This is a genomic window from Bacillus sp. 0909A (assembly GCF_036765115.1).
In the GTDB taxonomy this organism is placed as follows: Bacteria; Bacillota; Bacilli; order Bacillales; family Bacillaceae; genus Bacillus; species Bacillus mojavensis.
On sequence record NZ_JBAIZU010000001.1, the window covers coordinates 222,602 to 242,806 of the forward strand.

Here is a 20,205-nt window from a genome sequence, read left to right on the forward strand (position 1 = left end):
AAAAAACGCTTTCAATCTATTGTAAAAGAAAAAAAGAGAAGCCTTCTATGGAGAAATATACAAAATATGAAACTGAAACTCTCTCTATTTTGTATCTTGATCTAAAAAATAAAGCGCGACGTACATCGTGACGATGTCCTCTGTACGCTGAAAACTTAAACCCGTCAGCTGTTCAGCCTTTGACAGGCGATAGCGGAGCGTGTTGATATGTATATGCATCTCTTTAGCCGTTTTTTTCAGGGACAAATCGTGATGGAAGAGAGTTCGTATCGTATTCATAAGCTCTTCGTTTCGGAGCGCTTCTTGAAACACTCTTTGCGGAAATTCATGTCGTGTACCCGGGCTGATCTCAGTCAGGCACATGTCAAGCTTAAGATCTTCCTCACATACGGCGGTTTTGCGTTTAAGGCTGACGGCCAGCGCTTTTTCAGCCTGTTCATATGACTGCGGCAGGCCGGAGCCGCTGACAGCCCTCCCAACGCCGGCTGCTGCTCGGCTGTTTCCGAGGCGTTCAGCCAATGAACAAATAAGCTGAATTTGCCGCAAAAGCTGCTCCTTTTGTTCATGGTTCGGCACTTCGTGATTAATCAGAATACGTTCATTTCCCCATCTGATGAATAGATCGGATGGAAACACTGATTTCCAGGCGCGTGCCATTTGATCAATATCGCCGGGAGACCATTCGTGCCCTTGAATGAGGATCATCTGGCGGAGGGAGGTAAGGTCAACGCCGAGAATCTGCGCCTTTTCGAGAAAACCCGGAGACCATTCTTTTAATTGCAGCCAGTCGATCATAAAGGATTCCAGCATTCTCTCGCGCCACTGGGTCTGCTCCAAATGCCACGATTCTTTAATGAACAGCTCTGTCATTTTCCTGAGCAGCTCTCCATACGGCTGAATCTCAGCAGGCTCTCCCGTCAGTCCGAACACGGCGATGACATCACGCTCAGAAAATACGGGGAGGTTCAACCCCGCCTTTACCCCTTTGAGTCTCTTTTCATCTTCTTTTGTAATGATCACATTGCGTTTCTCTTTCGCGCAGATGAGCGCTCCTTCATGAAATAGCCCGACTCGCTCATCATTTGTGCTTGCCATAATGAGGCCGTCTGTGCTGACAATAATGACTTCACGTTCGTACATTTTTTTCACTTCGGCAATGATTTTTTTCGCTAACAGCGGTTGTAAAAACATGGCGGCAATCCCCCTCATGTTTTTATTATATAAGAAAAAAACCGGGCGCTGTCACCCGGTTTTGACGGCTATTGGGCAGGTTTTAAACCGCCTTCCAGCGTCTTTAACATTTCTTGTTTCTCACTTTCAGATGCGTGCTGCCAAATGACTTCAAACAAAACGCCGAGTCCCGGAAGCATTTTTTCTTCACCGCTTTGAATCGCGTCCACTATTGTGTGCTCAAGCTGCTCCTGATCATTGCCCGTTACATTGGCAATGACGGCATGACGTAAATTAAGATCCATATGAAGCGCTCCTTTTTTTTCTAAATTGTAATACGTATATTCTAACCCCGCACCCGGTTTATTATGTGCTGTTCTTGCGATATAATAACATCATGTTAAAAAAAGGAGAGCCACACAGACAGTGAAACAAATAGAATCGGCAAAAAACCAAAAAGTGAAGGATTGGAAGAAACTTCACACAAAAAAAGAACGAACAAAAACGAATACCTATTTGATTGAAGGAGAACACCTTGTTGAAGAAGCCTTAAAGAGCCCGGGTGCGGTGAAAGAAATCCTTGTCAAGGATGAAGCGGACATCCCGCCGAACCTTGATATGGGGATCCAGTGCTACGTGCTGAGCGAAGACGCGTTTTCAGCTGTTACAGAAACGGAAACACCGCAGCGGATCGCCGCTGTTTGTCATATGCCGGAAGAAAAGCTCGCGTCGCCTAAACGGGTGCTGCTAATTGACGCTGTTCAAGATCCGGGGAATCTCGGCACGATGATTCGCACGGCAGACGCAGCCGGTTTGGATGCGGTTGTGCTCGGTGACGGCACGGCGGATGCATTTAACGGAAAAACGCTGCGATCCGCGCAAGGCTCCCATTTTCACATTCCTGTTGTGAGAAGAAATTTACAATCATACGTGGATGAATTAAAAGCAGAGGGCATAAAAGTGTACGGCACAGCACTGCAAAACGGGGCGCCTTACCAGGACATTTCACCAGCCGGTTCATTTGCTTTAATCGTCGGCAATGAAGGGGCGGGGGTGGATGCAGGATTGCTGGAAAAAACAGATTTGAACCTGTACGTTCCGCTGTACGGGCAGGCTGAATCACTGAACGTTGCAATTGCGGCGGCTATCCTGGTGTACCACTTGCGAGGATAGTGTTGCGCCGAGCGGAGTATTTCACTATAATAGAACATAATATTTGAAAAACCGTGACAGAGGATCTCGATTTCTGATCAACTGCCTTCCAGGGAGAAAATGCCGCAGACTGAGAGCATTTTTAATGCAGCCGGAAATTGGTTTCGCCTCTCGAGTTGTCACCGGGACCGCGCACCTTGCGCGTAAAGGTGAACCGGAATCTGATTCCGTTATGTCAATGAAGCTGACGACAGCATCAGTCTGTCTGAAATAAGGGTGGTACCGCGGCCACAACTCGTCCCTTGTCCTACAAGGGGCGGGTTTTTTTGTTTTCCAAAGACATATAACGGTTTGTTTACATAAAAGGAGGATGCAAAATGGAAGAAAAGCTAAAACAGCTGGAACAAGAAGCTTTAGATCAAGTAGAAGCGGCAAGCTCATTGAAGGTTGTCAATGATATTCGGGTTCAATATCTCGGAAAAAAAGGGCCGATCACAGAAGTGCTGCGCGGAATGGGCAAGCTTTCTGCGGAGGAGCGTCCGAAAATGGGCGCTCTTGCCAATGAGGTAAGAGAACGAATCGCCAATGCGATTGCAGCTAAAAACGGAAAGCTTGAGGAAGAAGAAATGAAACAGAAGCTAGCGGGACAGACAATTGACGTCACACTCCCGGGTAATCCTGTCGCAATCGGCGGACGCCATCCGCTCACTGTTGTCATTGAAGAAATTGAAGATCTATTTATCGGCATGGGCTATACCGTTGAAGAAGGCCCTGAGGTCGAGACGGATTACTACAACTTCGAAGCGCTTAACCTGCCGAAAGAACACCCTGCCCGCGATATGCAGGACAGCTTTTACATCACAGAGGAAATGCTGATGAGAACGCAAACCTCTCCTGTTCAGACACGGACGATGGAAAAGCACAAAGGCAAAGGGCCTGTTAAAATCATTTGTCCTGGAAAAGTATACCGCCGCGATAATGATGACGCGACGCACTCTCACCAATTTATGCAGATTGAAGGGCTTGTTGTTGATAAAAACATCAGCATGAGTGATTTAAAAGGAACCCTTGAACTCGTTGCGAAAAACATGTTCGGGCAAGACCGTGAAATCAGACTGCGCCCAAGCTTCTTCCCATTTACCGAGCCTTCAGTAGAAGTAGACGTAACGTGCTTTAAGTGCGGAGGAAACGGCTGCTCTGTATGTAAAGGAACAGGCTGGATTGAAATCCTCGGCGCCGGCATGGTTCACCCGAATGTGCTCGAAATGGCCGGCTTTGATCCTAAGGAATATCAGGGCTTTGCGTTCGGAATGGGTGTTGAGCGCATCGCGATGCTGAAATACGGCATCGATGATATCCGCCACTTCTACACAAACGATGTCAGATTTATTTCGCAGTTTAAACAGGCGTAAGAGGAGGATGCTAGAATGTTTGTTTCTTATAAATGGTTAGAGAATTATGTTGATTTAAAAGGCATGGATCCGGCTGTTCTTGCTGAGAAAATAACAAGAGCCGGTATTGAAGTTGAAGGAATTGAGTATAAAGGGGAAGGCATTAAAGGCGTTGTCATCGGCCATGTGCTGGAGCGCGAGCAGCATCCAAACGCTGATAAGCTGAATAAGTGCCTTGTAGATATCGGAGCGGAGGCACCCGTACAGATCATTTGCGGCGCGCCAAACGTGGATAAAGGGCAAAAAGTTGCAGTCGCTACAGTCGGTGCGATGCTTCCGGGCAATTTCAAAATTAAAAAAGCCAAGCTTCGCGGCGAAGAATCAAACGGCATGATCTGTTCCTTACAAGAGCTCGGTATTGAGAGCAAGCTTGTGGCGAAGGAATATGCGGAAGGCATTTTCGTTTTCCCAAATGATGTTGAAACAGGAAGTGATGCGTTAGCGGCTTTACAGCTTGATGATGCTGTCTTAGAGCTCGGTTTAACACCGAACCGCGCCGATGCGATGAACATGCTTGGAGTTGCTTATGAGGTTGCGGCGATTTTAGACACAGAGGTAAAGCTTCCGCAAACGGATTACCCAGTCGCTTCAGAACAAGCGTCAGACTACATTTCTGTCAAAGTTGAAGACCGGGAAGCAAATCCGCTGTATGCAGCAAAAATCATTAAAAACGTAAAAATTGCTCCGTCACCGCTTTGGATGCAGACAAAGCTGATGAATGCAGGCATTCGCCCGCATAACAACGTCGTTGATATCACAAACTTTGTTTTATTGGAGTATGGACAGCCGCTTCACGCGTTTGATTATGACAGATTCGGCTCTAAGGAAGTCGTAGTCAGAAAAGCTGTTGAAAATGAAACAATCTTAACACTTGACGATCAAGAACGAAAACTGTCTGCCGATCACCTTGTCATTACAAACGGGTCTAAAGCTCAAGCTGTTGCTGGTGTCATGGGAGGAGCAGAATCAGAAGTTCGGGAAGACACAACAACGATTTTGCTTGAAGCTGCGTTTTTCAACGGGCAGTCGGTTCGCAAGGCTTCAAAAGATCTTGGTTTGAGAAGTGAATCGAGTGCAAGATTCGAAAAAGGCATTGATCCTGCGCGTGTGCGTCTTGCGGCAGAACGCGCGGCACAGCTGATTCACCTGTATGCCGGCGGTGAAGTGCTTGCCGGAACCGTTGAAGAAGACCATCTCACAATCGAAGCAAACAACATTCATGTATCGGCTGACAAGGTGAACAGCGTTCTCGGCATGACGATCAGCAAAGAAGAACTGATCAGCATTTATAAGCGTCTTGGCTTTACTGTCGGAGAAGCAAATGACTTGCTCGTTGTGACTGTTCCGTCACGCCGAGGTGACATTCGAATCGAAGAGGATTTGGTAGAGGAAGCGGCAAGATTGTACGGCTACGACAACATTCCGTCCACACTTCCTGAAACAGCGGGAACTACAGGCGGATTGACGCCTTACCAGGCAAAACGCCGTAAAGTCAGACGTTTCCTAGAAGGGGCTGGCTTATCACAAGCGATTACCTACTCATTAACAAACGAGAAAAAAGCGGCGGCATTTGCGATTGAAAAATCGTTTAATACTGTCCTTGCGCTTCCAATGAGTGAAGAAAGAAGCATTCTCAGACACAGCCTTGTTCCGAATCTGCTTGAATCCGTTTCTTATAACCTGGCAAGACAAACTGATTCGGTTGCATTGTACGAAGTCGGTTCCGTTTTCCTGACGAAGGAAGAGGATACGAAACCTGTTGAAACGGAGCGCGTGGCAGGTGCGGTAACCGGTTTATGGCGCAAGCATATGTGGCAGGGCGAGAAAAAACCAGTCGATTTCTTTGTCGCAAAAGGAATTGTAGAAGGGCTGTTAGATAAACTGAACGTCCTGGACAGCATTGAATTTGTGCAATCAGAAAGAAAACAGCTGCACCCGGGCAGAACTGCGAATATTCTTTTAAACGGTTCTCTTATCGGCTTTATTGGCCAAGTCCATCCTTCACTGGAAAAAGAACTGGATATTAAAGAAACGTACGTGTTCGAACTTGATCTTCAGACGATGCTTACAGCAGACACGGCGCCGCTCGTGTACACGGCGATTCCGAAATATCCGTCTGTTACACGTGATATCGCGCTTGTGACAGATCAATCTGTGACAAGCGGCCAGCTCGAGAGCGTCATCAAAGAGGCGGGCGGGAAGCTTCTGAAAGAAGTAACCGTCTTTGACGTCTACGAAGGCGAGCATATGGAGGAAGGCAAAAAGTCAGTCGCTTTCTCACTCCAATATGTAAATCCAGAGCAAACGCTGACTGAAGAAGAAGTGACAAAAGCGCACGACAAAGTCCTGAAAGCGTTGGAAAACACTTATCAGGCCGTTTTGAGAGGCTAATAAAAAAGCTTGCAGAGAACATCTGCAAGCTTTTTTCTATGAACGTTTTTTATCTGCCAGGCGCTGCGCTTTCTGGGTATTGGCAAAATGAAGCTTTGTAAAGGTTCGGAGAGCGGGTGCCCCTTTTTTGATGATCAGTTTGGCGGCCGCTTCATCTACATGAGGGCCGGCCCCTTTCGGTAGTGTCATCCCCGCCTCGCGCGAGAGCTTATCCATTTCCATTAAAAAGGAATATCTCGCAATAATCGATGCAGCAGCGACTGACAGGTGAATGCCTTCAGCTTTTGTGCTGAAATAGGTGCGCTCCTGTACAATATCTCTTCCCTTTAAATGGTTGTAGTAGATGCCGGGCTCGGCGAATTGGTCGATCAGGATCGCCTCAGGCTTTACTCCGTCCATTTTTCGTAAAAGATGGGTAATGGCTTGATTATGCAAGAGAGCTTTCATTTTTCCCTGACTCATGCCTCTTTCCTGCATGCTGTTGTACTTTTCGTTTTTTAAAACGAGCAGGCTGTACGGAATGGTTTTGATCAGGCTTCGGGCGATCTCAATGATTTGCGGATCCTTTAAGTGTTTAGAATCCTTTACACCGAGTTCCTTCATTAAAGGAAGCTTTGTTTTGTCAACGTATGCACACACAACCGTCATTGGGCCAAAGTAATCTCCGGTTCCGACCTCGTCAGAACCGATGACAGACATGCCTGCGATGTCTGTGGGAGGGGCGTAGCGTGAATCAGCCGGCTTTTTTGCTGTTTTCTTCTTTTCCTGCGGCTCAGCAGTTCCCCAGCGTGCAGATTCTGTCTCTGCGTTTTTTCCCTGAAACAATACCTTACCTGACTTATAAGCTGTAATGGTACAGCCTGCCGGTTTTGCCTGAAAAATGGCACCCTGCGGCACAGATGCAGTAAGTGAACTGTTATACGCTGTTTTCATTTGGTCAATAGCAGACATTGGTACTTTTATCACAGAATGGGACACGTAATAATCTCCTTTTTTTACACGTTTCGCTGTATCTCCCAGTGTATCATAACAGCGGGAGGCTCGTCTTTCCATTCATTTAATAAACGTGTTATGATAGGAAATAGGATTCTCACGGAATGGAGGAGAAACGTTGTCTGACGGCGAAAAAACGAAAACAACCGTTGACATTTACGGCCAGCACTTCACTATTATCGGTGAAGAAAGCAGAGCCCATATGAGATATGTGGCCGGAATTGTTGATGATAAAATGAGAGAAATCAATCAAAAAAATCCATATCTTGATATAAATAAACTTGCAGTGCTGACAGCGGTAAATGTGGTGCATGACTATGTGAAATTAAAAGAGGAATATGAAAAACTGGAGCGTCAGCTTAAAGAAAAGGATTGAACAACTATGCTAGATATCATCATCTTAATCTTGCTCCTGATGGGGACTTTACTGGGATTAAAACGCGGTTTTATCCTCCAGTTTATCCGCTTGACGAGCTTTATTCTTTCGATCGCGTTTGCGTCTTTATTCTATAAGAATGTCGCGCCGCATTTGAAGTGGATTCCCGCGCCCGATTTTTCAGCGGGACAGCCAGCGTTTTCTTTTTTCTCGGGAAATTTGGAAGCAGCCTATTATAATGCGATTGCATTTGTCGTTCTGTTTATGATCGCTAAAATCTTACTGAGAATCATCGGCTCATTCCTAAGTATAGTAGCGAGCATTCCTGTGATTAAACAAATCAACCAAATGCTCGGCGCTGTTCTCGGTTTTCTGGAAGTCTATTTATTTACATTTGTGCTGCTGTATGTTGCTTCCGTACTTCCGATAGACGGCTTACAGCAAATGATGGGGCAATCGTCTCTCGCAAATGTCATGATTAACCATACACCGTATTTGTCAGGGCTTTTACAGGAGCTCTGGACGCAATACGGAGGATAGAAAACTTCTCTTGTCCGGAGAAGTTTTTTTCAAGTATGATGGAAACATATGTGAAGGTCTGGGGGTTATTCTATGCATAAAAAAGATATTATCCGGCTGCTGGAAACCATTGCAGTCTACATGGAACTGAAAGGGGACAACCCGTTTAAAGTTTCGGCATTCCGAAAAGCAGCGGCAGCCCTGGAACAGGACGACCGCAGTTTATCAGAAATGGACGACATGATGTCGCTGTCCGGTATCGGGAAAGGCACGTACAGCGTCATAAAAGAATATATAGATGAAGGAAAGTCAAGTATGCTCGAATCTCTGCAGCAGGAGGTGCCGGAAGGACTGGTGCCTTTATTGAAGCTGCCGGGGCTCGGTGGCAAAAAAATCGCAAAGCTGTATAAAGAGCTCGGCGTACATGATGCAGAATCATTGAAGGAAGCCTGCGAACAGCAGAAAGTCCAAGGGCTTGCGGGATTCGGCAAGAAATCAGAAGAAAAAATATTGCAGGCGCTCGGGGAAGCCGGAAAACAGCCTGAACGTTTTCCGATTGGCTATGCGCTCCGGGTCGCGCGGGAAATTGAAGAGCATCTTTCTCGATTGACAGACATCATCAAATATTCCCGTGCCGGAAGTCTCCGCAGAGCACGCGAAACCGTCAAAGATCTGGATTATATTATTGCGACTGATCATCCCGCTGAAGTAAGAGAGCAGCTGCTTGCGCTGCCAAACATCAAAAGCGTCATTGCCAGTGGAGACACGAAAGTATCCGTCATTCTTTCCTTTGAATATGAAACCAGTGTCGATTTCCGTCTCGTGACGGAAGAACAATTCCCGACAACTCTTCATCATTTTACGGGATCGAAGGACCACAATATCAAAATGCGGCAAATAGCAAAAGAACGCGGCGAACGGATCAGTGAGTACGGTGTCGAGACGGTTGAAACAGGAGAAATCAAAACCTTCCCGAGCGAACGGGAATTTTACGCACACTTCGGCTTGCCCCTGATTCCGCCGGAACTCCGTGAAAGCGGACAAGAGGTGGAAACCTACAATGACAGCATTGAACTCATAGAGCACGAGCAAATTAAAGGCGATCTTCACATGCACTCCACATGGAGCGATGGTGCCTTTTCGATCAGGGAAATGGCTGAAGCATGCATGAAAAAAGGCTATCAGTACATGGCCATCACTGATCACTCCCAATATTTAAAGGTCGCCAACGGGCTGACTGCTGAAAGGCTCAAGCAGCAGGCGAAAGAAATTGACGCGCTGAATGCTGAGTTTGAGAACTTCCGTATTTTTAAAGGCGTTGAGATGGATATTCTTCCTGACGGCACACTTGATTATGATGACGAAGTGCTGGCGGAAATGGATCTTGTCATTGCATCAATCCATTCAAGCTTTAATCAGCCGGAGCACGTCATTATGAAGCGGCTTGAGACGGCACTGACCAACAAGCATGTCGACATTATCGCACATCCGACCGGACGCCTCATCGGCAGACGTGCCGGTTACGAAATCGATATCGACAAACTGATTGAGCTCGCGAAGAAAACAAATACGGCGCTTGAACTCAACTCTAACCCTGCGCGTCTTGACCTGCGGACAGAGCATTTAATCAAAGCAAATGAACAAGGGGTTACATTGGTCATTAATACCGATGCCCATAACATCGAGATGTTAAACGACATGAAAACCGGCGTCACTGCCGCGCGCAAAGGCTGGACGGAAACGAAAAACGTCCTGAATGCCCAATCGCTTGAAGACGTACAGGCATTCCTGAAGCGCAACGATTAAGTAAGGAGGCTCACACAACCGTGCAGCAAAAAGTATTATCATCTCTTGAATTCCAAAAAGTGAAAGAACAGGTAATCGAGCACGCCGCTTCTTCGCTCGGAAAAGAAATGCTTCTCCAGCTAAAGCCTTCTGCTTCGATTGACGAAATCAAAAAACAGCTGGATGAGGTAGATGAAGCCTCTGCGATCATCCGGCTGCGAGGCCAGGCGCCGTTTGGCGGTCTTACCGATATCAGAGGGGCATTAAGACGGGCAGAAATCGGCAGCGTTCTTAGTCCCTCGGAATTCACTGAAATATCAGGGCTGCTTTACGCAGTCAAACAAATGAAACATTTTCTCGGACAAATGGCTGAAGACGGAGTCGACATTCCGCTGATGCAGCAATATACTGAACAGCTCATTACACTGCCCGATTTAGAACGAGAAATCAATTCCTGCATAGATGATCACGGCGAAGTGCTTGACCACGCGTCAGAAACGTTAAGAGGTATCCGCACGCAGCTCAGAACGCTCGAATCGAGAATCAGAGACCGGTTAGAGTCAATTCTGCGTTCCTCTTCCGCTTCAAAAATGCTGTCTGATACGATTGTTACCATCCGAAATGACCGCTTTGTTATCCCGGTCAAACAAGAGTACAGATCGAGCTACGGAGGCATTGTGCATGACACCTCTTCTTCTGGCGCAACCCTGTTCATTGAACCTCAGGCGATTGTAGATATGAACAACTCGCTTCAGCAGGCGAAAGTGAAAGAAAAACAAGAAATTGAACGGATTTTACGCGTGCTGACAGAGCATACGGCAGAGCACACAGAGGAGCTTTTTCAAGATTTGCAAGTCCTGCAGACGCTAGACTTCATTTTTGCAAAAGCGAGATACGCAAAAGCGGTCAAAGCAACAAAACCGACCATGAATGACAGCGGCTTTGTCCGTCTGAAAAAAGCGCGCCATCCGTTGCTTCCGCCTGATCAAGTGGTCGCCAATGATATCGAGCTGGGCGGCGATTTTTCAACGATCGTGATTACAGGGCCGAATACCGGGGGGAAAACAGTTACCTTAAAAACACTGGGGCTGTTAACCTTAATGGCGCAATCGGGCCTTCATATTCCGGCAGATGAAGGATCGGAAGCCGCTGTATTTGAGCATGTGTTTGCTGATATCGGCGATGAACAGTCGATCGAGCAAAGCTTAAGTACATTTTCTTCCCATATGGTGAACATTGTCGGCATTTTAAAGCAAGTCAACGAAAACAGCCTTGTGCTCTTTGATGAACTGGGCGCGGGTACAGACCCGCAAGAAGGCGCGGCACTCGCCATGAGCATCTTGGATGAAGTCCACCGCACCAATGCCAGAGTGTTAGCGACGACGCATTATCCAGAGCTAAAGGCGTATGGCTATAATAGAGAAGGCGTCATGAATGCCAGTGTCGAATTTGACATTGAGACCCTTTCACCAACCTATAAGCTCTTAATCGGTGTACCGGGACGAAGCAACGCCTTTGAAATTTCTAAACGGCTCGGGCTTCCGGACCATATTATCGGGCAGGCGAAATCAGAAATGACGGCCGAGCATAATGAGGTCGATACGATGATTGCGTCTCTTGAACAAAGCAAAAAACGGGCGGAAGAAGAGCTTTCTGAAACAGAGTCGATCAGAAGAGAGTCCGAAAAGCTGCATAAAGAGCTGCAGCAGCAAATCATCGAACTCAACAGCAAAAAAGACAAATTGATGGAAGAGGCCGAACTGCAAGCGGCTGAAAAAGTTAAAGCGGCCACAAAAGAAGCTGAAGACATCATTCACGAATTACGCTCGATTAAAGAAGAACACAAATCCTTCAAGGATCACGAACTAATCAACGCGAAGAAACGATTAGAAGACGCTATGCCGACCTTTGAAAAGTCCAAAAAACCGGAAAAACCGAAAACGCAGAAACGCGTCTTGAAGCCTGGGGATGAAGTAAAAGTCCTTACTTTCGGGCAGAAAGGTACATTACTTGAAAAAACCGGCGGCAATGAATGGAATGTTCAAATCGGCATTTTGAAAATGAAAGTGAAAGAAAAAGACTTGGAATTTATCAAATCGGCTCCGGAACCAAAAAAAGAAAAACACATTACAGCGGTTAAGGGCAAAGATTACCACGTTTCGCTTGAACTTGATCTTCGCGGCGAGCGGTATGAAAATGCACTCAGCCGTGTTGAAAAATACTTGGATGACGCGGTGTTAGCGGGATATCCAAGAGTGTCCATTATCCATGGCAAAGGTACCGGTGCTTTAAGAAAAGGCGTGCAGGATCTCCTGAAAAATCATCGCAGCGTTAAAAGCTCCCGCTTCGGTGAAGCTGGTGAGGGAGGATCAGGCGTTACAATTGTTGAACTAAAATAAAAGGGAGTATGGCCATGAGTGATTTTTGGGAAAACGAGCTTGTGGAAATCGCGGCGTATTACAGTGTCGCGGTTCTCTGCCTCGTCCTCTTTTTGACTGTGTTTGAGCTGGTGACAGCTTATAAAAACTGGGAAGAGATTCAAAATGGAAATCTCGCTGTGGCAATGGCGACCGGCGGGAAAATTCTAGGGATAGCAAATGTGTTCCAGCACTCCATCTCTCAGCACAATTCTCTGCTGCAAATGATCGGCTGGGGTGTGTACGGGTTTGTTATGCTTTTGATCAGCTACTTCATTTTTGAGTTTTTGACACCGCGGTTTAAAATTGATCAAGAAATTGAAAACGATAACCGGGCTGTCGGCTTTATCTCATTTGTCATTTCTGTCGGGCTTTCATTTGTTGTGGCAGCCGGAATATAAGGGGACGGAGAATAGATGGAAAAGCTTGCAAAAATACTGCTCGCCGCGGCGGGAATCTTTTTGTTGATTGGTCTTATATATCTGTTCATATTTTGAGAAAAAGAAAGATTTTCCTTTCTTTTTCTTTTTTTTGCCGTCCATCTGCTATAATAATAGGGTGAACTCTAAAACTGAAAGGGGAGGTTTTATGCAGTCTCAAAAGCCGTGGCTAGCCGAGTATCCCGAAGATATCCCGCATGAGCTTCCGTTGCCGACCCAAACCCTGCAATCCATCCTGACAGACTCCGCCGCACGATTCCCTGACAAAACAGCCGTATCTTTTTTCGGAAAAAAACTCACCTTTCATGACATTTTGACGGATGCTCTTAAACTCGCAGCTTTTCTGCAGCAAAATGGCCTGCAAAAAGGAGACAGAGTGGCTGTCATGCTGCCCAACTGTCCCCAATCCATCATTTCCTATTATGGGGTGCTGTTTGCCGGCGGTATTGTAGTGCAGACAAACCCGCTCTACACCGAGCATGAGCTCGAATATCAACTGAGAGACGCAGAGGCCAGCGTGATCATCACCTTAGATTTGCTCTTCCCGAAGGCAATAAAAATGAAAACGTTATCAATTGTGGACCAGATTTTGGTGACGAGTATAAAAGACTATTTGCCGTTTCCAAAAAATATTCTCTATCCGCTTACGCAAAAACAAAAAGTGCACATTGACTTTGATGAAAACGACAATATTCATACCTTTGCTTCGAGCATGAAGCGGGAAAAAACAGAGCTGATCACAATTCCGGACATTGATCCCGAGCATGATATCGCTGTTCTGCAATACACCGGAGGAACGACGGGAGCGCCAAAAGGAGTCATGCTTACGCACAGAAATATTTTAGCCAATACCGAAATGTGTGCGGCATGGATGTACAACGTAAAGGAAGGCGATGAAAAAGTGCTTGGCATAGTCCCGTTTTTTCATGTCTATGGGCTGACAGCAGTGATGAATTATTCGATTAAACAAGGTTTTGAAATGATCCTGCTTCCCAAGTTTGATCCGCTGCACACGCTCAAAATTATCGATAAACAAAAACCGACACTGTTCCCAGGCGCGCCGACAATTTACATTGGCCTCTTGCATCATCCGCAATTACAGCAATACGATCTGTCATCTATCAAAAGCTGCCTCAGCGGATCAGCCGCTCTCCCTGTTGAGGTGAAGCAGCAATTTGAAAAGGTGACTGGCGGAAATCTTGTGGAGGGATATGGTTTATCCGAGGCATCTCCGGTGACACACGCTAATTTTATCTGGGGGAAAAACAAACCCGGCAGTATCGGCTGTCCCTGGCCGAATACAGACGCAGCCATTTACTCTGAGGAGACTGGCCATTTTGCCGCTCCGTATGAGCATGGTGAGATCATCGTAAAAGGCCCGCAGGTCATGAAGGGATACTGGAACAAGCCGGAGGAAACGGCTGCAGTCTTAAGGGACGGATGGCTCTTCACTGGGGACATGGGCTATATGGATGAAGAAGGATTTTTCTATATAGCCGACCGGAAGAAGGACATTATTATCGCAGGCGGCTACAATATTTACCCGCGTGAAGTTGAAGAAGCGCTGTACGAACATGAAGCGATTCAGGAAATTGTCGTTGCAGGCGTGCCTGATTCGTACAGAGGGGAAACGGTAAAAGCGTTTGTCGTGTTAAAGAAAGGCGCACAAGCCGATGCAGCAGAGCTGGACGCTTTCGCCAGAGCCCGTCTTGCACCCTATAAAGTGCCGAAAGCCTATGAATTCAGAAAAGAGCTCCCGAAAACAGCGGTTGGGAAAATTTTAAGAAGGCGTTTACTTGAAGAAGAAACCGAAAATCATCATATCAAGTAACAAATAGAGCCATGAAAAAGAGAACATTAATGAATAAACTTGACAAAGCGGAAAATCCTTCTTATCATAAAATTATGAATGAATAGTCATTCATTTATATGGGAAGGAACGATGAAAATTGAAGCAAAAACGGCCAAAGTATATGCAGATTATTGATGCAGCAGTTGAAGTCATTGCGGAAAACGGCTACCACCAGTCACAGGTATCTAAAATTGCCAAACAAGCCGGAGTAGCGGACGGCACCATCTATCTTTATTTTAAAAATAAAGAAGACATCTTAATTTCTCTGTTTAAAGAAAAAATGGGCCAATTCATTGAGCGGATGGAAGAGGACATAAAAGAAAAGGCAACAGCAAAAGAGAAATTGGCGCTCGTGATTTCAAAACACTTCTCACTTTTGGCGGGCGACCATAACCTCGCTATTGTCACTCAGCTTGAGCTCCGCCAATCCAATTTGGAGCTCCGGCAGAAAATTAATGAAATATTAAAAGGCTACTTAAATATTTTAGACAGCATTTTGACGGAAGGAATACAATCAGGCGAGTTAAAAAAAGGCCTTGATGTCCGTCTCGCCCGGCAGATGATTTTTGGAACGATTGACGAAACCGTGACGACCTGGGTGATGAATGATCAAAAGTATGATCTGGCTGCTTTGTCAGACAGTGTTTTAGAATTACTGGTATCCGGAATTCACAATAAGTAAAGGAGTTCTGTCCTATGAATGCAATATCACTCGCAGTTGATCAATTTGTTGCAGTTATGACCATTCACAATCCGCCGGCAAACGCGCTTTCCAGCCGTATATTAGAAGAACTGTCCTCCTGTCTTGATCAGTGTGAAACAGATGCCGGCGTGCGATGCATTGTTATTCACGGTGAGGGAAGGTTTTTCTCCGCCGGCGCTGATATCAAAGAATTTACATCACTGAGAAACAGTGAGGATTCCTCACTGCTAGCTGAACGAGGGCAGCAGCTGATGGAGAGAATTGAGAGCTTTCCAAAACCAATTATCGCGGCGATTCACGGAGCTGCCCTCGGCGGCGGGCTGGAACTTGCAATGTCCTGCCATATCAGAATCGCGGCGGAAGATGCCAAGCTGGGGCTTCCGGAGCTTAACCTCGGCATTATTCCCGGTTTTGCGGGAACACAGCGGCTCCCGCAATACATTGGTACAGCAAAAGCATTGGAACTCATTGGATCAGGAGAACCGATATCGGGAAAAGAAGCGCTTGACCTTGGACTTGTGACAATTGGAGCAAAAGATGAAGCAGAAGTGCTTGAAAAAGCGAAAACGCTTGCCGCCAAATTTGCAGAAAAAAGCCCGCAAACGATGGCGTCTCTGCTTGAGCTTCTCTATACAAACAAGGTGTATTCCTATGAAGGCAGCTTAAAGCTTGAAGCAAAGCGGTTTGGAGAAGCGTTTGAGTCGGAGGACGCCAAGGAAGGCATTCAGGCATTTCTCGAAAAAAGAAAGCCTCAGTTCAAAGGCGAATAAAAGGGGATATGATCATGAATCTATTTGTACTGATGAAACGGACGTTTGACACAGAAGAAAAAATTGTCATTGACGCGGGAAAGATCCAGGATGACGGAGCTGAATGGATTATCAATCCGTACGATGAGTATGCGATTGAAGAAGCTATTCAGCTGAAGGAAAAACACGGCGGCACCATCACTGTTGTCACTGTCGGCGGCGAAGAAGCCGAAAAGGAGCTACGTACAGCGCTTGCCATGGGATGTGACCAAGCCGTTTTAATCAACATAGAAGATGATCTCGAAGAACCCGACCAGTATTCCATTTCTCAAGTTTTATACCACTATATGAAGGATCAGGAGTTTGACCTCATTCTCGGCGGAAATGTCGCGATCGATGGAGGCTCAGGACAAGTGGCGCCACGTCTGGCTGAGCTTCTGGACATTCCGTGCATCACGACGATTACTAAACTCGACATCAATGGAAGTGACGCAGAAGCGGAAAGGGACGTTGAAGGGGATGTTGAAAAAATCAAAACGACTCTCCCTTTGCTTGTCACAGCTCAGCAAGGCTTAAATGAACCTCGCTACCCATCGCTTCCGGGAATCATGAAAGCCAAGAAAAAACCGCTTGAAGAGCTTGAACTGGATGATCTTGACTTGGATGAAGAAGATGCTGAACCAAAAATGAAAACAATTGAACGTTTTCTGCCGCCGAAAAAAGAAGCCGGGAAGCTTCTGCAGGGTGAGCCTGCCGAACAGGCAAAAGAGCTCGTATCATTGCTCCGCAGCGAGGCGAAAGTCATTTAGCGCTTGCACATTCAAAGAAACAGGGGGATGTTAGGATGGGAAAAAAAGTGATCGTACTCGGAGAAATGCGTGACGGAGAACTGCGGAATGTCACCTTTGAAGCGCTCTCCGCTGGAAGAACCATTTCAGGTGATGGAGAAGTAATCGGTGTTCTTATAGGAGAAAACGTATCACAGCATGCAGAGGAGCTTATCCACTACGGCGCAGACAAAGTTCTCACAGCTGAGGACCCAAAGCTCAAGGCATATACGGCAGACGGATACAGCCAAGTGATGCGAACCATTATTGAAAAGGAAACACCTGATGCAGTCGTATGCGGGCACACTGCAATGGGGAAGGATCTGTTGCCGAAGCTTGCAGCCCGGCTCCAAACAGGATTGATTTCTGACGCTACAGATGTAAGCGTTACCGGAGAAAACGTCGTTTTTACAAGACCGATTTACTCAGGGAAGGCATTTGAACGCGTCATTTCAACGGATCCGATGACGCTTGTGACGATTCGCCCCAACAACATTCAAGCGTTAGAAAAAGACACCAGCCGGGCAGGCAGCATTGAAAGCATCGAAGTTTCCCTTACAGATCTCCGTACCGTCATACAAGAGATCGTCAAAAAAACAGCGGACGGCGTTGATCTCTCTGAAGCGAAAATCATTGTGGCGGGCGGCCGCGGAGTAAAAAGCAAGGAAGGCTTTCAGCCGTTGCAGGAGCTTGCCGAGGTGCTGGGCGCAGCAGTCGGCGCTTCACGCGGGGCGTGTGACGCTGATTATTGTGACTATGCTCTCCAAATCGGACAGACCGGAAAAGTAGTCACTCCCGATTTGTATATCGCCTGCGGAATTTCGGGTGCTATCCAGCATTTGGCGGGTATGTCCAACAGCAAGGTGATTGTCGCCATCAATAAAGATCCAGAAGCCGATATTTTTAAAATAGCTGATTACGGTATCGTAGGCGATTTATTTGAAGTCGTCCCACTACTGACGGAAGAATTCAAACAGCTGAATATTCATTCATAAAGGGAAGCCCCGGACTGCAGAAGTTCGGGGTTTTTGAATACATACGTACAAATCATTATTAATAAAAAAAGTCGTTGACATGTACGGACATATATAATAAGGTTACTTTAAAAGCGCTTACATTCATGCTGACTCCTCAGTCCAAACACAAATCCTATATTTGACTGTGGTGCTTTTCATATTTGTATGAAAGGAATGATCAAGCATGTCTGAACATACAGCAGTGATACAAACGGATATTGTAAAAGGAACCATCAACAAAAATATATACGGTCATTTTGCTGAGCATTTAGGAAGAGGGATTTATGAAGGGATTTGGGTCGGAACGGAATCAAGCATTCCTAATATAAACGGTATAAGAAAAGATGTGTTAGAAGCGCTGAAACAGCTGCGTATTCCTGTCCTTCGATGGCCGGGCGGCTGCTTTGCAGATGAATATCATTGGGCCAACGGTGTGGGTGACCGCAAGACGATGCTCAACACTCACTGGGGCGGCACAGTTGAATCAAATGAATTCGGGACACATGAATTTATGATGCTGTGCGAGCTGCTTGAATGCGAACCTTACATTTGCGGCAATGTAGGGAGCGGAACAGTTCAGGAAATGGCGGAATGGATCGAATATATGACCTTTAAAGAAGGCACGCCAATGTCAGATTGGAGAAAACAAAACGGAAAAGAAGAGCCTTGGAAGCTGAAATATTTTGGAGTGGGCAATGAAAATTGGGGCTGCGGCGGCAACATGCACCCAGAGTACTATGCCGATCTATACCGCCGTTTTCAAACGTATGTCCTCAATTACAGCGGCAATGAAATTTATAAAATTGCCGGCGGAGCAAACGTTGATGATTTTAATTGGACGGACGTGCTCATGAAAAAAGCAGCTGGCCTGATGGACGGGCTAAGTCTTCACTACTACACGATTCCGGGAGATTTTTGGAAGGGCAAAGGATCGGCCACAGAATTTACGGAGGACGAATGGTTCATCACAATGAAAAAGGCCAAATACATTGATGAATTGATTCAAAAACACGGCACAATTATGGACCGGTACGATCCGGAGCAGCGGGTCGGACTGATTATTGACGAATGGGGCACATGGTTTGATCCTGAGCCAGGCACGAACCCAGGCTTTTTATATCAGCAGAACACCATTCGTGACGCGCTGGTCGCAGCTTCTCACTTTCACATTTTCCATCAGCATTGCCGCCGGGTGCAAATGACCAACATCGCGCAGACGGTAAACGTTCTTCAAGCTATGATTCTGACTGAGGGAGAACGGATGCTATTAACGCCGACATACCATGTGTTTGATATGTTTAAGGTACATCAGGATGCCTCTCTTTTAGATACTGAAACAACGTCCGCTGACTATGAATGGAAGGGAGAAACGCTGCCTCAAATCAGTGTTTCGGCATCAAGAAATGCGGAAGGCAATATAAACGTCAGCATCTGTAACATTGATCATCAAAATAAAGCAGAGGTGGAGATTGAGCTGAGAGGTCTTCACAAGACTTTGGATCATTCTGGCGTTATCTTGACTGCGGAGAAGATGAACGCCCATAACACGTTTGATGACCCGGAGCACGTAAAACCTGAATCGTTCAGCCGTTATTCTGTAAATAAAAACAAATTGAAAGCAAAGCTGCCGCCAATGGCAGTTGTCTTACTCACATTACGGACTAATTCTTAACCAAAAAAAGGAGCGCCGATCCATTAGAGGACAGCGCTCTTTTTTTGTTTTGAAACAGCTCCGAAAGGGCATGGTAAAGTATATGACGGTTATAGAAGGGATGTTGTCCTATGCTTCGTACAATCTTAATGATCATCGGCGCAATTGTGGTGATCGGAGCGATTATCAGATTCGTGTTTTAATTTCGAAATGCCCCATTCTATGAGTAAACCGATTGTGATCAGGAAAAAATAATTTATAAGCATTTAAATAGCGTGAACGAATGGGAGATGCTATACTAAAAATCATCATTTCACAATTGGAGGAATTCAATAATGGCTATCGTAAAAGCAACTGATCAATCTTTCTCAGCTGAAACAAGCGAAGGCGTCGTACTGGCTGATTTCTGGGCCCCTTGGTGCGGACCTTGTAAAATGATTGCACCTGTTCTTGAAGAATTGGATCAAGAAATGGGCGACAAACTAAAAATCGTGAAAATCGATGTGGATGAGAACCAAGAAACAGCCGGCAAATACGGCGTTATGAGCATCCCGACACTTCTTGTCTTAAAAGACGGAGAAGTTGTTGAAACATCTGTCGGCTTCAAACCGAAAGAAGCGCTTCAAGAGCTTGTAAACAAACATCTTTAATTTTCGGCTGCTTACATGCCAGAGCGATTCCAATTGAGGGATCGCTTTTTTTATTCGCCAATC

General features: G+C 46.1%; 19 protein-coding genes. 15 read left to right on the forward strand and 4 right to left on the reverse strand.

The window, feature by feature from the left end; genetic code table 11:
- Positions 1-84: 84 nt before the first annotated feature.
- Both V6D42_RS01145 and sspI read right to left on the reverse strand, forming a co-directional pair.
- The gene (locus V6D42_RS01145; RefSeq protein WP_333512136.1) at positions 85-1,191 is read right to left on the reverse strand and encodes a CdaR family transcriptional regulator; all 1,107 of its coding nucleotides are present in this window, start codon (positions 1,189-1,191) and stop codon (positions 85-87) included.
- A 68-nt stretch (positions 1,192-1,259) separates the two neighbouring features.
- Positions 1,260-1,475, reverse strand: coding sequence for a small acid-soluble spore protein SspI (sspI, locus tag V6D42_RS01150; protein WP_010335228.1), 216 nt, complete (start codon positions 1,473-1,475; stop codon positions 1,260-1,262).
- A 121-nt stretch (positions 1,476-1,596) separates the two neighbouring features.
- Between sspI and V6D42_RS01155 the strand changes: the two genes are divergently transcribed.
- On the forward strand, positions 1,597-2,343 hold the full coding sequence (locus V6D42_RS01155) for a TrmH family RNA methyltransferase (protein WP_333512137.1): 747 nt from the start codon (positions 1,597-1,599) through the stop codon (positions 2,341-2,343).
- Positions 2,344-2,367: 24 nt separating this feature from the next.
- Here V6D42_RS01155 and V6D42_RS01160 read toward each other — a convergent pair whose 3' ends face one another.
- Entirely contained in the window at positions 2,368-2,616 is a 249-nt protein-coding gene (locus V6D42_RS01160; protein WP_229146548.1) for a hypothetical protein, read from the reverse strand.
- 83 nt (positions 2,617-2,699) lie between these two features.
- Between V6D42_RS01160 and pheS the strand changes: the two genes are divergently transcribed.
- Entirely contained in the window at positions 2,700-3,734 is a 1,035-nt protein-coding gene (gene pheS / locus V6D42_RS01165; RefSeq protein WP_333512138.1) for a phenylalanine--tRNA ligase subunit alpha, read from the forward strand.
- Between the two features lie 15 nt (positions 3,735-3,749).
- Positions 3,750-6,164 carry a phenylalanine--tRNA ligase subunit beta gene (gene pheT, locus V6D42_RS01170; protein WP_333512139.1) on the forward strand — a complete coding sequence of 805 codons (2,415 nt, stop codon included), beginning with the start codon at positions 3,750-3,752 and terminating at the stop codon, positions 6,162-6,164.
- Positions 6,165-6,200: 36 nt separating this feature from the next.
- Here pheT and rnhC read toward each other — a convergent pair whose 3' ends face one another.
- Positions 6,201-7,142, reverse strand: coding sequence for a ribonuclease HIII (rnhC, locus tag V6D42_RS01175; protein ID WP_333512140.1), 942 nt, complete (start codon positions 7,140-7,142; stop codon positions 6,201-6,203).
- A 133-nt stretch (positions 7,143-7,275) separates the two neighbouring features.
- Here rnhC and zapA point away from each other — a divergent pair, with 133 nt between their 5' ends.
- The 12 genes from zapA (at position 7,276) to trxA (ending at position 20,142) form a co-directional block, all read left to right on the forward strand.
- Positions 7,276-7,533, forward strand: coding sequence for a cell division protein ZapA (gene zapA, locus V6D42_RS01180; protein WP_010335221.1), 258 nt, complete (start codon positions 7,276-7,278; stop codon positions 7,531-7,533).
- Between the two features lie 6 nt (positions 7,534-7,539).
- Positions 7,540-8,073 (forward strand): CvpA family protein, encoded by a 534-nt coding sequence (locus tag V6D42_RS01185; protein ID WP_229146553.1) that lies wholly within the window; start codon positions 7,540-7,542, stop codon positions 8,071-8,073.
- A gap of 72 nt (positions 8,074-8,145) precedes the next feature.
- On the forward strand, positions 8,146-9,858 hold the full coding sequence (gene polX, locus V6D42_RS01190) for a DNA polymerase/3'-5' exonuclease PolX (RefSeq protein WP_333512141.1): 1,713 nt from the start codon (positions 8,146-8,148) through the stop codon (positions 9,856-9,858).
- Positions 9,859-9,878: 20 nt separating this feature from the next.
- On the forward strand, positions 9,879-12,236 hold the full coding sequence (locus V6D42_RS01195) for an endonuclease MutS2 (protein ID WP_333512142.1): 2,358 nt from the start codon (positions 9,879-9,881) through the stop codon (positions 12,234-12,236).
- Positions 12,237-12,250: 14 nt separating this feature from the next.
- A complete protein-coding gene (locus V6D42_RS01200; protein WP_010335217.1) occupies positions 12,251-12,655 on the forward strand; it encodes a DUF350 domain-containing protein in 405 nt (134 codons plus the stop codon).
- 187 nt (positions 12,656-12,842) lie between these two features.
- On the forward strand, positions 12,843-14,525 hold the full coding sequence (locus V6D42_RS01205) for an AMP-binding protein (protein WP_229146558.1): 1,683 nt from the start codon (positions 12,843-12,845) through the stop codon (positions 14,523-14,525).
- Positions 14,526-14,643: 118 nt separating this feature from the next.
- Positions 14,644-15,228 carry a fatty acid metabolism transcriptional regulator FadR gene (fadR, locus tag V6D42_RS01210; protein WP_326203197.1) on the forward strand — a complete coding sequence of 195 codons (585 nt, stop codon included), beginning with the start codon at positions 14,644-14,646 and terminating at the stop codon, positions 15,226-15,228.
- Between the two features lie 14 nt (positions 15,229-15,242).
- On the forward strand, positions 15,243-16,019 hold the full coding sequence (locus V6D42_RS01215) for an enoyl-CoA hydratase (RefSeq protein WP_333512143.1): 777 nt from the start codon (positions 15,243-15,245) through the stop codon (positions 16,017-16,019).
- Between the two features lie 14 nt (positions 16,020-16,033).
- The gene (gene etfB / locus V6D42_RS01220; protein ID WP_024122404.1) at positions 16,034-16,807 is read left to right on the forward strand and encodes an electron transfer flavoprotein subunit beta; all 774 of its coding nucleotides are present in this window, start codon (positions 16,034-16,036) and stop codon (positions 16,805-16,807) included.
- A 35-nt stretch (positions 16,808-16,842) separates the two neighbouring features.
- Positions 16,843-17,820 carry an electron transfer flavoprotein subunit alpha/FixB family protein gene (locus tag V6D42_RS01225; RefSeq protein WP_333512144.1) on the forward strand — a complete coding sequence of 326 codons (978 nt, stop codon included), beginning with the start codon at positions 16,843-16,845 and terminating at the stop codon, positions 17,818-17,820.
- 205 nt (positions 17,821-18,025) lie between these two features.
- Entirely contained in the window at positions 18,026-19,513 is a 1,488-nt protein-coding gene (locus tag V6D42_RS01230; RefSeq protein ID WP_333512145.1) for an alpha-N-arabinofuranosidase, read from the forward strand.
- 314 nt (positions 19,514-19,827) lie between these two features.
- Positions 19,828-20,142, forward strand: a complete 315-nt coding sequence (trxA, locus tag V6D42_RS01235) for a thioredoxin (protein WP_003222500.1) — start codon at positions 19,828-19,830, stop codon at positions 20,140-20,142.
- The last annotated feature ends 63 nt before the right edge of the window (positions 20,143-20,205 follow it).